This is a genomic window from Rhizobium freirei PRF 81 (assembly GCF_000359745.1).
Classification (GTDB): domain Bacteria; phylum Pseudomonadota; class Alphaproteobacteria; order Rhizobiales; family Rhizobiaceae; genus Rhizobium; species Rhizobium freirei.
On the sequence record NZ_AQHN01000072.1, the window covers coordinates 140,973 to 153,399 of the forward strand.

Sequence of the window (12,427 nt, forward strand, 5' to 3'; positions counted from 1 at the left end):
CCGCTGCTCACTTTTCCTGGAATTGTTTTAGCCTGGCAATTGCGGCTGGGCCTTCTCCTCGATGAAAAGCTCGTCGATGACGGTCATGACGATCAGCGACAAAGGCAGCGCCAGCATGGCGCCGACGGCGCCCCACATCCATGTCCAGAAGATGATGGCGAGAAATACGACAAAGGGGTTGAGTTCCCATTGCCGGCCCATGACGGCAGGAAAGACCAGGTTCTCCACGGCCAGGTGCACGGCAAAGAAGGCCACGGCGGGGGCTAAACCGAAGACAAGGTCCGAATGGGTGACGATACCGGCGATCGCCAGCGCGATCGTCATGGTCGTGACGCCAAGGAGCGGGATGAAGCTGGAAACGAAGGCGAAGACGCCCCAGAGCACCGGCACGCTCATGCCGCCGACATAGGCAATCACCGTCATGGCGACGCCGATGCCCGCATAGATCAGCGAGGCCGTGGCGAAGTAAACGCCGAGCACCCTCTCCACCGCATTGATGATCCGGATTGCCGTCAGCCTCGAGGTCCTGTTGGGAAAGGCCATGATGATCGTCTTGCGCAGGCTGATCCTGCCGGCGAGAAACAATAGCAATGCGGCAAAGAAGATCAGAATTTGCACGATGGCCGGCGTCAGGCTGTTGGACACGACATGCAAGACATTGCCGCTGTTTTCCAGCAGGGTGCTGATCGACATCGGACCACCCTGAAACGTCTCAGCCGAAATATGCAGCCATTTTAACCGGTCGAGATAGGGCACCAGCCGATCGGAGGTTCGCTGGAAGAAATCAGGGGCTTCCTGAGCCAGCTTCGCGAGCGGCCCAGCGAGCGCATTGATGACGAGAAAGATTGCCAGCGCCACCGCCGTCGATAGAAGAACGGCATTGAGAACGCGCGGCACGCCGAGTTTGCTGAGTTTCTCTGCCGCCAGGCCGAGGATCATGCCGACCACGACGGCCAGCGTCACCGGAATAAGGATCATCGACATCGCGGAGATGCCCATCAGCGCCAGACTGAGGAAGATGCCGATCGTCGCCCAGGAGGTGGCGACATCGAGCTTATTCCTCGTCGCGTAATCCTCGATTTTTGAGGCATCGGCTTCGTTGCCGTATCCCTCGGAAGTGGCGCGTCTTGCATCACTCTCCGGTTCGGGCACCACCGCGCCGCCTGGCCGTTTGCCGGCGATTTTTTCGCTTTCCATGCCCTCAAATCCTCGAAGGCAAGATTGCCTCACCACTCAAACGCGAAAAGCCCGCTCCGGTTCCGGAACGGGCTTTCAAAAGCGTCTGGAATAAGGGCGTCAGGCGACCAGATTGAGGCCGATGCCCCAGGGGTCGCGCAGCGAAATGCCGCCGTCGCGCTTTTCGGTCTTGATCTCGTGTTGCTCCAGAGCGGCAACGGCCTTGTCAAGCGAAGCCTTGTCATTGAAGCGCAAGGTATAATCCGAAAGGCCGGTCATGTGTTCGGAGCGTACGCCGGCGCCGCGGCTGTTCCATGTATTGGCGCCGAGATGGTGGTGATAGCCGCCGGTCGCAAGGAAGGTCGCGCCGGGATAGCGCGCCGCCATGACCTTCATGCCGAGGACATCGCGATAGAAGGCGTTCGCTTCGGCGACGTCGCCGACCTGCAGGTGGATGTGGCCGATCGCCGAGCCGTCGGCCATGCCGTCCCAGCGGTCCTGCGGAGCACTTTCGTAGAGCTTCTGCAGATCGAGCCTGAGTGTTGCCATCTCTACGGTGCCGTCGTCGTGGAAGGTCCATTCCTCATGCGGCCGGTCGGCATAGATCTCGATGCCATTGCCTTCGGGGTCAGAAAGATAGATCGCCTCGCTGACGATATGGTCCGATGCGCCCTCTAGCGTGACGTTGTTGTGCGCGGCGTGGCGGAGCCAGCGGGCAAGCTCGACGCGGCTCGGCAGCAGGAAGGCGGTGTGAAACAGGCCGGCTGCCGTCCGCGGCGCCCGAGCTGCAGCGTGATCCGTCGTCAGGGTCAGGAGCGGCTGGCCGGCAACGCCGAGGACTTCGCCGCTCGCCGTCTTTTCGATGACCTTCAGGCCGAGCATGTCCTGGTAAAAGCGGGAGACGAGCGGCAGGTCGGTGACGACGAGATGCGACTGGCCGACATAGGCAGGGCGTGTCAGTGCGTAGGAGGGGGCAATTTCGGTCATGGGAGTAGTTCCAACCTCGATAGTCTTGAAAAAGGCAACCGGCGCGGACGGCAAGCAAGCCGTCAATGGCGGGTGAAGGGTTTTCGCCGGTTGATATGCCTCTTCGATATCCTCTGCCCGCTGTACTTGCTGAACTATATGGCGGATTTCGATTGTTCATAGAAGACCAGAAATTGCGGATTGAGCGTTCGCTTGCTGTTGACGACATGCTCTGCGCCGTTCACGAAGATTGATCGTAATGCCCGTTTGGCGAGGTTGCTTCCGCATCGGCGAGGTGCAAGGATCGAGCATCACGGAATTGGAACGTGCAGAGAAATGGCCGAATACAGAGGCATTCGCTGGGCTTACGATCGATATGAAGTGATCGCCGATGGCATTGTCAACGGCGTCGGCGTGGTCTTGGCGCTGATCGGAGCGACCGTGCTGATCTTCTATGCGACCGTCTGGAGTTCCTATGGCGCGATCGCCGCCGCCTGGATCTACGGCGTTGGACTGGTTCTCACGCTTGGAATGTCTTTCGCCTACAATCTCTGGCCTGTGTCGCGCACGAAGTGGTTCTTGCGGCGCTTCGACCATTCCTTGATCTATGTGCTGATCGCCGCCACCTACACGCCGTTTCTCGAGCGTGGTGCCGGGGATCCGCTGATCTCTGCCATGCTGATCGCCGTCTGGGTTTTCGCCGCTTTCGGCATCGTGCTGAAATGTCTGTTCCCGGGCCGGTACGACCGGCTGGCGATCCTGCTTTACCTTGCCATGGGCTGGAGCGGCGTCATCGTGGCCAAGCCGGTCTCGACCCATATCCCGTTTGCCTCGATGCTGCTGATCATTATCGGTGGGGTGATCTATTCGCTCGGCGTCATCTTTCACGTGTGGGAAAAGCTGCGCTTTCAGAACGCGATCTGGCACGGCTTCGTGGTCGCCGCCGCCGCCGTGCATTATTCGGCGGTGCTCACCTGCTTCAGCCTGTCGCCGGAAAGTTTTTGACGACCTGCGCCGTCGGCGTGCACTTCTTGGTCGATCGCAAACTGCGCACCAGGCGCATCACGATGGCGTCGTAGCGCTGCATGTCGGCCTTCGAATAATCCATCTGAAAGAACGCCGCGCCGCCATTACAAAGCGCCACGCCGCGCACATAGACGATGCGCCCTTGCTTCGTGCCGGAAAAGCTGATGCCTCGCGAGTTCGATTTGGAGTAGGAGATCTTCCAGCCCTGATCCCGGGCGAGTGCGACACGCACATTCGCCTCTTCCACGAAATCGCCATTGGCAAGCGCCGTGCCGAAAACCTGCAGCATGGCGGATCGATCCGCCGGCGATAGGGAAAGGCGGCTGCCGTCGCCGGAAGAGGCCGAGAGATGGAAATCAGATGGCAGCTCGATCGCATAGCCGAAGCCCGCATCGTCATAAGACCACCAATCGGCGGCAAGCGCCGACGCGGGGCAAAGCAACAGGAGGGCAATCAGGCGGGCGAGCATTGCGGTTTCCGGGAGGCGGGATCTGCAAACCGCTCAAGAATAGCGCCTTTTTCGGCAAAAACTCCATAGCGATTCTGAAAATAGCGTAAAATTAGCTCAAATTCGTTACGGCTTCATTGCGAGCCATGCAGGATTGGACGATTTGCTGCCATGTTCGCGCGATCTTCGCCGGCGCCTCGATCCCGAATTGGAGAAGTCTTTGCCCACAAAGGTCCTGCTACCGACCCCGGCAACCTGGTGTTGTTCGGGCAGAAAAGCGATTTCAGTGGTTTAATCCCGGTTTTTGCCCCTCGGCACTTGAGGCGGCTTACCCTTTCACCTATCCCTGCACCCTAGCTCCGGTTTTGCCGGGTTCCGCATGATCGCTCAGCAGAGGGGAAGGCATGGCCGGTGTCGCGGGCCTGACATTCCTGGCTCTATGCCTGCCTTTTTTCGGTGCGTTGATCGCGCCCGTCTTCGTTCGGCGGCTCGGGCATCATGCAGCCTGGCTCCTGGCGCTACTTCCTGGGCTTGCCTTTCTCCATTTTGCGGAATTTCTGCCCAATATTGCCGCGGGGCAGGTCGTCCAGGGGGGCTTTGATTGGGTGCCCAGCCTGAGCTTGCGCTTTTCCTGGCTACTCGACGGGCTGTCGCTTACCTTCGCGCTGCTTATCACCGGCATCGGCACCCTGATCGTCCTCTATACCGGCGGCTACCTGAAAGGGCATACGGACCTCGGGCGCTTCTTCTCCTTCATCTTCCTCTTCATGGGCTCGATGCTCGGTCTTGTCGTTTCGGACAGTTTCCTGACGCTGTTCGTTTTCTGGGAACTGACTTCCATCACCTCCTTCCTGCTGATCGGCTTCGATCATCGGCGGGAAGCGTCGCGCCGGGCGGCGTTGCAGGCGCTGGTGGTCACCGGCGGAGGAGGGCTGCTGCTGCTCGCGGGCCTGTTACTGATCTGGCAGGTCACCGGCCTCGGCTCCATGTCCGAGCTGCTGCGCTCCGGCGATACCTTGCGGGCAAGCCCGTTCTACCTTGCCGCCCTGATCCTGGTGCTGGGCGGCGCCTTCACCAAATCGGCGCAGTTTCCGTTTCACTTCTGGCTGCCGAATGCCATGGAAGCGCCGACCCCCGTATCGGCCTATCTGCATTCCGCCACCATGGTAAAGGCCGGCGTCTATCTCCTGATGCGGCTCAATCCGGTCATGGGTGGCACGGCGGCATGGCAGACGATTCTGCCGGTTTTCGGCGCTGCAACGCTACTGGTCGGCACCCTGCTTGCGATCCGGCAGACGGACCTGAAGCTAAAACTCGCCTATACGACTGTATCGTCCCTCGGACTGCTCGTGCTGCTCACCGGATTCGGCACGGACTATGCCGTCGAAGCCGCCGTGCTCTATCTGGTGGCCCACTCGCTGTTCAAGGGCGCCCTGTTCATGGTCGCCGGTATCGTCGATCATGAGACGGGAACGCGCGACATCACGCGCCTGGGCGGGCTGCGCTCCGCCATGCCGCTCACCTTCGCCGCCGCCTTGATCGCCGCGATTTCGATGGGCGGCCTGCCGCCAGCCTTCGGTTTCCTTGCCAAGGAAGAGATCTATGCCGCGCTGGCACAGACATCGCCGGCTGCGATCGCCCTGACCGTCATCGCCGTGGCCGGCAATGCGCTGATGTTCGCCATCGCCTTTGCGGTAGCACTAAGACCGTTCATTGGACCGCTGACCGAGACACCGCGCCATCCGCATGAGGCGCCGCCGCTGCTCTGGCTCGGGCCGGCGCTGCTTGCCCTGCTCGGCATCGCTTCGGCATTGCTCTCGGGGCCGTGGCACGCCTATGTCTCTTCGCCGATGGCCAGCGCCGTCGGCGGCAAGGAGCTGCATATTTCGGCTTCGCTTGCTCCGCATATCGGTCTGCCCCTGGCGCTTTCACTGGCAACCGTGCTGATCGGCATTTTCGTCTATTGGAAGCTCGATCGCGCCCGCTTCTTCATGTCGGTCATGCTGCGGCACCTGGGTCCGGGACCGGATCGCGGTTTCGATGGCTTCATCTCCGGACTGGTGCGGCTGTCGCATGCCCTCTCGCGCATCCTGCAGCCGGGGCGCCTGGAAATCTACGTGGCGGTCAGTTTCCTCTGCCTTGCCGCGATGCTGCTGATTCCTCTCGTCATCCATGGCGAATTGCCGGCAATGCCTGCCTGGCCGAATTTGCAGTGGCATGAGGCAACCATTTTCCTGATTGCCGTCATCGGGCTCGCCGCCGTCATCCGCGCGCGCGACCGGCTGACGGCCATTATTTCGCTGGGTATTCAAGGTTTCGCCGTCGCCGTCATCTTCCTGCTGTTCGGCGCGCCGGATCTCTCCTTCACGCAGTTCGTGGTCGAGACCCTTTCCGTCGTCATCCTGGCCATGGTGATGACGAGGTTACGCCTTTCGCCGTCGGATCGTCGCCCGCCACTGAAGATGATCGCCCATGCCGCCCTGGCGATCGCCTGTGGCGCCGGCTTTGCCCTGCTCTTGCTGAAGGCGACCCAAGCGCCCTTCGATCTGACGCTGACAGCCTTCTTCAACCACTATTCGAAACTGATCGCCCATGGCGATAACGTGGTCAACGTCATCATCGTCGATTTCCGTGGTACGGATACGCTCGGCGAGATCGCCGTCGTCGCCATGACCGGGCTTGCCATTCTGGCGTTGATCCGCATTCGCGCCGGCGGCGACCGCAAGCTTGCGACCAATGACCCCGATCGTGAGGAAAAGCCCGATCTCGAGGTGAGGATGGAGGCCGAGCGCTCATGAATACGCTGATCTTCCGCACCGCAGCGCCGTTTCTGACAGCTTTGATGCTGCTCTTTTCCATCTTCGTCCTTCTACGCGGTCACAACGAACCCGGCGGCGGCTTCATCGGCGGATTGATCGCCGCGTCTGCCTTCGCGATCTACGGCATCGCTTGTGGCGTGACGGCGGTGCGGCGTGCGATCATATTTCATCCGTTGACGATTGCCGGCTTCGGTCTGCTGGCCTCGACCCTTGCCGGTTTCCTGTCCGCCTTCTTCGGCGTGCCGTTCATGACCGGGCTGTGGGTCTATCCTCATCTTTTCGGCGTCGAAGTGGCGCTCTCAACGGTGATGCTCTTCGATATCGGCGTCTATCTGGTCGTCGTCGGTGCGATCACCTCGATCGCGCTTGCGCTCGAAGAGCGGGAGGTGGATTGATGGAAGTCGTCTTCGCCGCTCTTGTCGGCCTGTTTTTCGCGGCGGCGATCTATCTGATGCTGTCGAAGTTTTCGATCCGCATCATGCTGGGCATCGCCATCCTCGGAAATGCCGTCAATCTGCTGCTCTTTACCGCGGGTCGGATAACGCCCGAAGTGCCGCCCATCATTCCGCAAGGCGCCAGTACGCTTGATCTGGCGGCGGCCAATCCGCTGCCGCAGGCATTGATCCTGACGGCGATCGTCATCTCCTTCTCGTTCCTCGCCTTTCTGCTTGTGCTGACCTACAGGGCCTATCAGGACCTCAAGACGGACAACACCGGCGAGATGCTGGCAGCCGAGCCGGACGAGCGGCCGCTGCCGCCCTTGGGATACTGACGATATGGCCGCACCGACCGATATCCCAGTCGATCTCTCTGCCGCGCTGGTGGCAGCACCGGTGCCGCTCGGGCATTGGCTGGTCATCCTGCCGGTCGCCCTGTGCATCGGCCTCGGTGCTATTCTCCTGATGCTGCGCAACCGCACCCAATGGCACGCCTGGATCGCCGTTCCTGGATTGATGCTCTTGGTGCTCGTCGACGCTGCCTTGCTTTACAGGGTTGCCGGCGGTGGACCTGTGACGATGGTCATGGGCCGATGGCTGCCGCCTTTCGGTATCGCCTTCAGCGTCGATCTTTTTGGCGCGGCCATGGCTTTGACGGCGGCGATCGTGGCGCTTGCCGCCGGTATCTACGCTCTCGCAGAAATCGGCACCAGCGGCCGCCGCTATGGCTTTTTCCCGTTCCTGATGCTGTTGCTTGCCGGCGTCAGCGGCGCCTTCCTGACGGGGGACGTCTTCAATCTCTATGTCTGGTTCGAAGTGCTGCTGATTTCGTCCTTCGGCCTGCTGATCCTTGGCTCGGAACGCGAGCAGATTGACGGCGCGCTGAAATACGCCGTGCTGAACCTGATCGCCACGACGCTCTTTCTCGTCTCGGTCGGCTACCTCTATGCCATCTTCGGTACGCTCAACATGGCCGATATCGCGATCAAGGCGAGGGCGAGCGGCAGCACCGCGCCGATGATGACGCTGGCCGGTCTGTTTCTGCTGGCCTTCGGCATGAAGGCGGCGGCTTTTCCCGTCAATTTCTGGCTGCCGGCCTCCTATCACACGCCGCGGATCACGGTTTCGGCCCTGTTCGCAGGCCTGCTCACCAAGGTTGGCGTCTATGCGCTCATCAGGGTTCTCGTCATGCTGCTGCCGGTCGAGCGCACGGAGCTTGGCCCGATGATAACAGTCGTTGCCATCGCCACCATGCTGGCCGGGGTGCTGGGCGCGCTCGGGTCGACCGACATTCGCCGCCTACTTGGCTATATCGTCATTTCCGGCATCGGCACGATGCTCGCAGGCGTCGCGCTCGGCGGTGCCGATGGCCTCAGCGGCGCGATCTTCTACGTATTGCATTCGATGGTGCTGATGACGGCTCTCTATCTGCTTGCCGGCCAGGCCGCCCGGCTTTGCGGCAGCTTTTCGCTCGCTTCGCTTGGTGGACTTTACCGGCGGAGCGGCTGGTTCGCCGGGCTCTCATTGGTGCTGTTCTTCGCCGTCAGCGGCCTGCCGCCCTTTTCCGGCTTCTGGCCCAAGGTGGTCCTGGTGAAGGCGGCGCTGGCCGCGGGTGCATGGTGGATCGCGGCTGCGATCCTGCTGGCGGGTTTCCTGACCACGATTGCCTTCGGGCGAGTTTTCCTGCTGGCCTATTGGCGCCCCGCAGCCGATGAAGGGAGCGCGGTTCAGGAGCCGATCAGGTGGCAGGCGGGCCTGCCGCTTCTCGCGCTGACAATCCTTGTCGTCGGTTTCGGTGTCTTTCCGGAGAGGCTTCTGCAGCTGACGCATGCCGCCGCCGCCGGCATCGAGCAGCCGTCCGCCTATCTGCATTCCGTCTTCCCGCAGGCGGGGGGCACGCAGTGATCCTATTTGTCTTCAACCTCCTGCTTGCCATCGTCTGGGTTGCCATCACGGGCAGCGCGTCCTTCGTCAATCTTGTGTTTGGCTTCGTGCTGGCCGCGATCGCGCTTGCGGTCGTGCGGTCGTCCTATGACGGCGGGCTTTATCTTGGCCGCACGCGCCGGCTCCTTGCCCTGCTATTGCTGTTCCTATGCGAGCTTGCCAAATCGGCCTGGGCGGTTGCCGTTGCCGTCATGAGCCCGAAAATGGACGTCAAACCCGGGATCTTTGCCTTTCCCTTGACCGTCGACCGCGATTTCGAAATCACGCTGCTCGCCAATCTGATCACGCTGACGCCGGGCACTTTGTCGGTCGACGTCTCCGACGATCGCAAGACCCTGTATGTGCATGCGCTCGATTGCTCCGACCCGGAAGCTATCAAGCGGAATATTGCCGATGGCTTCGAGCGCAGGATCATGGAGGCTTTCCGATGATCGCGGAATCCATCGTCTCGGCTGCGGCAATGGTGGCGCTCGGCATTCTGAGCCTTGCGTTTCTGTTCACGGTCTATCGGGTGGTTGCAGGTCCGACGCTGCCGGACCGAATCCTGGCGCTCGACATGCTGGTGGCTATCGCAATCGGCTTCATCGCGGTCATCGCCATCAAGACTGGCTTCTTGCTCTATATTGATATCGCTATTTCGCTCGGCCTTGTCGGCTTTCTCGCCACCGTCGCCTTCGCCCGGTTCGTTCTCACCCAGGCGCAGTCGGATGCCTCGAAGCAGCCCATCGATGGAGGAGGCAAAGGAAACGAATCGCTTCACAAGAAAACGCGCAAGCGCGCCAGACGACAGAAGGGAGCGCGGTAATGAATCTCGTTTGGGCTGTTGTCGTGGCGGTTATTCTGTTGGCCGGCGCATTGTTCTCGCTCATCGCCGCCATCGGTATCGTTCGCTTGCCTGACCTCTACAGCCGCATGCATGCGGCATCGAAAGCCGGGACCGTTGGCTCCGGCCTCCTGCTACTTGCAGTCGGTATTCATTCGCAGGATCTGTCGATCCTGGCGCGGGCGCTGGCCGGATTTGTCTTCTTTGTGCTGACTGCGCCGATTGCAGCGCATCTTCTGGCACGCGCAGCGCATGAAGCCGGGTATCGGTTGACGCCACCTTCGATCCGAGATGAACTGCTAATACAGGGGCGAATCGCGAAACGCGGGTATAGAGAGAAGAGCTAACAAACGCAGTGATTGAAGAATAAGCAACGGCAGTTCGCCTCTTTAGTTACCTGCTTTTTTGTAGATGAAATTTTTACGAAGAAATGTTCGGATTAAAAACTGGACATTTGGGTAAAGAGTGCTAATTCAGATTCAAGTAGAGTTCTGATGTTGCGTTAGTCTCAACCGGGTTTAAGCTCTCAATGCTTTTAACTTTCCTTAAGAAAAAGCTGAGCAAAACTTTCTTCCGGTTAAGGATTGGAGATCACTTTTCGTGATCGCTAATATGGATATCAGACGGTACGAGGCGGTTTTCTCCGTATGAGATCTAGGGGTGGATTTCTTGCGGTAAGAAACATGGCGTTATGCACCGTTTTTTGCCGGTGGCTGCTACGAATACGAGCAATACGTTTGCGCGGATTGCTCGGCGCTACGCTAACTTGGTGATCTACAGATTTCTGGGCTCAGCGCAGATCATATAGCAACGTTGTGCCTTGCGCGCTCCATTGAGCCGCGGCGCAGCAAGCAAGCCGATGAACAGGAGAACACAATGTCAGATGCGGCCCTTGGCAACGGGCAGGAGTTGTTGGTTGAATTGACCGCCGATATCGTCGCGGCTTATGTCAGCAACCATGTTGTACCGGTCAGCGACCTTCCGAATTTGATTTCCGACGTACATTCCGCCTTGAGCAGCACTTCGGCCCCGGCTCCCGCCGTTGCCGTTGTTGAAAAGCAGAAGCCGGCCGTATCCGTCCGTAAATCGGTACAGGATGACCAGATCACTTGCTTGGAATGCGGTGGCAGCTTCAAGTCGCTGAAGCGCCATCTGATGACCCATCATGGCCTCTCGCCCGAAGAATACCGCGAGAAGTGGGATCTGGCTGCCGATTATCCGATGGTGGCGCCCGCCTATGCGGAAGCACGTTCTCGGCTTGCGAAGGAAATGGGCCTCGGCCAGCGCCGCAAGCGCGGCGGTCGCTAAGAGCCTTGGAAGGCTCCCAAAACCCGGCCTTCGGGCCGGGTTTTGGCAATAGCCGGCGGGCGACTGCTTAGATCGGCAAGAAGTCGACGGAACACCATGAGCGTGCCGTCGCTACCGTTCGCTTGGTTCCGAACGGAAAACAACTTCCCATTTTTGGTAAGTGCTCAGGCAGCGGCCCTGATACGGGCCTCTTCGCGAATGCGCTTGATCATCGAGCGCAATCCGTTGGCGCGCTGCGACGAAAGATGCTCGACCAGCCCGATTTTCCCGAAAACGTCGAGCGCATCGAGCGCGGCGATTTCGGAGGCCGGCTTGCCGGAATAGGTCGCAAGCACGATCGCGACCAGTCCGCGCACGATATGCGCATCGGAATCGCCCTCGAAAGTCAATATCGGGTTCTCAGGATCGCCGGATGCGTGCGTGACGAGCCAGACCTGGCTCGCGCAGCCCTGCACCTTGTTTTCCAGCGTCCGCTTGTCATCAGGCAGATCTGGCAGCGCCTTGCCGAGTTCGATCACGTAACGATAGCGATCCTCCCAGTCGTCCAGGAAGGAAAAGTCGTCGAAGATCTTCTCAAGCGCAGTCATTATATCGGTCCAGTTTATCCATTCACCTTGGATATAGGCGAAACGGCAGGCAATTTGAACCCGCGACGAAAAAGAACGCCGCGGCCCATGTTCGGGCTCGCGGCGAGAAGGAGGGCAAGTTTAAAAAATGTCAGGTCCGCGGGCGCGGCATCGGCAGCGGTACGGAGTTGGGCAGCCGCACCGTTCCGGTCACGACCACGTCGGCAGTCTCGGTCCCGAGAATGCGTTTTGCGGGCATCGGCTGCGTCGTGGCAGCGACCTGTTCTGCATTCACGCGCGCCGCCGCAGTGGCGGCAGAAGCGTTTGCAGACTGATCCTTGAAGTGGCGGCCGAGCATGTCATAGGCGACGCGGGCGCCGTCGCCGACCTGATATCCAAGGGCCGTCAGCGTTTCGCCGCCCTTGACGCAGACATCCGGCTTCTCGGTGCACATGGCGCCGACATATTGAACGACGCCGGAAGCGGCCGAAATCGCATCGGAAACCTGTAGCGTCGCTTCGCCAGCCGGGCGGGGAGCGCCGTCAGGCTTGGCAAAGATCGGCAGAAACATGAGAACCAGTGAGAACCAGAACCCTGCTCTAATCAGAAACCACATGTCCTTGCCCATCCTCTCTGTCGTTCGGCGCAGTCGCCGATTCGGACTTCATCCGTCCGATGTGGCTTGAAACCTATCCGGCAGAGGACAACATCGCTTTTCAAAATTCGGCGGCTTTTTCGGCGAATTTGATTCAAATTTTAGCTTTCCGAATTCGAGCCGCTTTTAGATCAAATTGTAGCGATTGATGTTAAGCATGTCTCGCCCTATCCCGTTGATATGCAGGCTATTGCGAGCTTCGGCCTTGTTGCAAAAGTTAACGCTCAGCGGAAATATGAATAAAATCCGCTGCTTACCC

14 protein-coding genes are annotated in these 12,427 nt (G+C 59.9%); 9 read left to right on the forward strand and 5 right to left on the reverse strand.

Features of this window, described 5'->3' with window-relative positions:
* Nucleotides 1-27: 27 nt before the first annotated feature.
* Together RHSP_RS19695 and RHSP_RS19700 are read right to left on the reverse strand one after the other, a co-directional pair.
* Nucleotides 28-1,197, reverse strand: a complete 1,170-nt coding sequence (locus RHSP_RS19695; protein WP_081615335.1) for an AI-2E family transporter — start codon at nt 1,195-1,197, stop codon at nt 28-30.
* Between the two features lie 99 nt (nt 1,198-1,296).
* Nucleotides 1,297-2,163, reverse strand: a complete 867-nt coding sequence (locus RHSP_RS19700) for a VOC family protein (RefSeq protein ID WP_004121555.1) — start codon at nt 2,161-2,163, stop codon at nt 1,297-1,299.
* A 315-nt stretch (nt 2,164-2,478) separates the two neighbouring features.
* Here RHSP_RS19700 and trhA point away from each other — a divergent pair, with 315 nt between their 5' ends.
* Nucleotides 2,479-3,147, forward strand: coding sequence for a PAQR family membrane homeostasis protein TrhA (gene trhA / locus RHSP_RS19705; RefSeq protein WP_004121558.1), 669 nt, complete (start codon nt 2,479-2,481; stop codon nt 3,145-3,147).
* Here trhA and RHSP_RS19710 read toward each other — a convergent pair.
* Complete coding sequence (locus RHSP_RS19710) at nt 3,122-3,637, reverse strand: hypothetical protein (RefSeq protein ID WP_004121561.1); 516 nt, start codon at nt 3,635-3,637, stop codon at nt 3,122-3,124. The two genes, trhA and RHSP_RS19710, sit on opposite strands and share 26 nt — an antisense overlap.
* A gap of 383 nt (nt 3,638-4,020) precedes the next feature.
* Between RHSP_RS19710 and RHSP_RS19715 the strand changes: the two genes are divergently transcribed.
* The 8 genes from RHSP_RS19715 to RHSP_RS19750 all read left to right on the forward strand — a co-directional run bounded on the left by RHSP_RS19715 (nt 4,021) and on the right by RHSP_RS19750 (nt 10,947).
* Nucleotides 4,021-6,414, forward strand: coding sequence for a putative monovalent cation/H+ antiporter subunit A (locus tag RHSP_RS19715; RefSeq protein ID WP_004121565.1), 2,394 nt, complete (start codon nt 4,021-4,023; stop codon nt 6,412-6,414).
* A complete protein-coding gene (locus RHSP_RS19720; protein WP_004121568.1) occupies nt 6,411-6,830 on the forward strand; it encodes a Na+/H+ antiporter subunit B in 420 nt (139 codons plus the stop codon). The genes RHSP_RS19715 and RHSP_RS19720 overlap by 4 nt, the downstream gene beginning before the upstream one ends.
* Nucleotides 6,830-7,207 (forward strand): Na+/H+ antiporter subunit C, encoded by a 378-nt coding sequence (locus tag RHSP_RS19725; protein ID WP_004121572.1) that lies wholly within the window; start codon nt 6,830-6,832, stop codon nt 7,205-7,207. Before RHSP_RS19720 ends, RHSP_RS19725 begins: the two co-directional genes overlap by 1 nt.
* 4 nt (nt 7,208-7,211) lie before the next feature.
* Nucleotides 7,212-8,777 (forward strand): Na+/H+ antiporter subunit D, encoded by a 1,566-nt coding sequence (locus RHSP_RS19730; RefSeq protein WP_037153107.1) that lies wholly within the window; start codon nt 7,212-7,214, stop codon nt 8,775-8,777.
* On the forward strand, nt 8,774-9,247 hold the full coding sequence (locus tag RHSP_RS19735; RefSeq protein ID WP_004121580.1) for a Na+/H+ antiporter subunit E: 474 nt from the start codon (nt 8,774-8,776) through the stop codon (nt 9,245-9,247). Before RHSP_RS19730 ends, RHSP_RS19735 begins: the two co-directional genes overlap by 4 nt.
* Nucleotides 9,244-9,621, forward strand: coding sequence for a cation:proton antiporter (locus RHSP_RS19740; RefSeq protein ID WP_004121582.1), 378 nt, complete (start codon nt 9,244-9,246; stop codon nt 9,619-9,621). Before RHSP_RS19735 ends, RHSP_RS19740 begins: the two co-directional genes overlap by 4 nt.
* Nucleotides 9,621-9,986, forward strand: coding sequence for a monovalent cation/H(+) antiporter subunit G (mnhG, locus tag RHSP_RS19745; protein WP_004121585.1), 366 nt, complete (start codon nt 9,621-9,623; stop codon nt 9,984-9,986). The genes RHSP_RS19740 and mnhG overlap by 1 nt, the downstream gene beginning before the upstream one ends.
* 529 nt (nt 9,987-10,515) lie before the next feature.
* Nucleotides 10,516-10,947 (forward strand): Ros/MucR family transcriptional regulator, encoded by a 432-nt coding sequence (locus RHSP_RS19750; protein WP_004121588.1) that lies wholly within the window; start codon nt 10,516-10,518, stop codon nt 10,945-10,947.
* 164 nt (nt 10,948-11,111) lie between these two features.
* Here RHSP_RS19750 and RHSP_RS19755 read toward each other — a convergent pair whose 3' ends face one another.
* On the reverse strand, nt 11,112-11,534 hold the full coding sequence (locus RHSP_RS19755) for a SufE family protein (protein ID WP_004121589.1): 423 nt from the start codon (nt 11,532-11,534) through the stop codon (nt 11,112-11,114).
* 130 nt (nt 11,535-11,664) lie between these two features.
* Nucleotides 11,665-12,129, reverse strand: coding sequence for a DUF5330 domain-containing protein (locus RHSP_RS19760; protein ID WP_004121592.1), 465 nt, complete (start codon nt 12,127-12,129; stop codon nt 11,665-11,667).
* Nucleotides 12,130-12,427 lie beyond the last annotated feature (298 nt).

Bases quoted from the DNA above. Each gene is read 5' to 3' on its own strand.
- RHSP_RS19695 (WP_081615335.1), bottom strand. From the start codon at position 1,197: ATGGAAAGCGAAAAAATCGCCGGCAAACGGCCAGGCGGCGCGGTGGTG.
- RHSP_RS19700 (WP_004121555.1), bottom strand. From the start codon at position 2,163: ATGACCGAAATTGCCCCCTCCTACGCACTGACACGCCCTGCCTATGTC.
- trhA (WP_004121558.1), top strand. From the start codon at position 2,479: ATGGCCGAATACAGAGGCATTCGCTGGGCTTACGATCGATATGAAGTG.
- RHSP_RS19710 (WP_004121561.1), bottom strand. From the start codon at position 3,637: ATGCTCGCCCGCCTGATTGCCCTCCTGTTGCTTTGCCCCGCGTCGGCG.
- RHSP_RS19715 (WP_004121565.1), top strand. From the start codon at position 4,021: ATGGCCGGTGTCGCGGGCCTGACATTCCTGGCTCTATGCCTGCCTTTT.
- RHSP_RS19720 (WP_004121568.1), top strand. From the start codon at position 6,411: ATGAATACGCTGATCTTCCGCACCGCAGCGCCGTTTCTGACAGCTTTG.
- RHSP_RS19725 (WP_004121572.1), top strand. From the start codon at position 6,830: ATGGAAGTCGTCTTCGCCGCTCTTGTCGGCCTGTTTTTCGCGGCGGCG.
- RHSP_RS19730 (WP_037153107.1), top strand. From the start codon at position 7,212: ATGGCCGCACCGACCGATATCCCAGTCGATCTCTCTGCCGCGCTGGTG.
- RHSP_RS19740 (WP_004121582.1), top strand. From the start codon at position 9,244: ATGATCGCGGAATCCATCGTCTCGGCTGCGGCAATGGTGGCGCTCGGC.
- mnhG (WP_004121585.1), top strand. From the start codon at position 9,621: ATGAATCTCGTTTGGGCTGTTGTCGTGGCGGTTATTCTGTTGGCCGGC.
- RHSP_RS19750 (WP_004121588.1), top strand. From the start codon at position 10,516: ATGTCAGATGCGGCCCTTGGCAACGGGCAGGAGTTGTTGGTTGAATTG.
- RHSP_RS19755 (WP_004121589.1), bottom strand. From the start codon at position 11,534: ATGACTGCGCTTGAGAAGATCTTCGACGACTTTTCCTTCCTGGACGAC.
- RHSP_RS19760 (WP_004121592.1), bottom strand. From the start codon at position 12,129: ATGTGGTTTCTGATTAGAGCAGGGTTCTGGTTCTCACTGGTTCTCATG.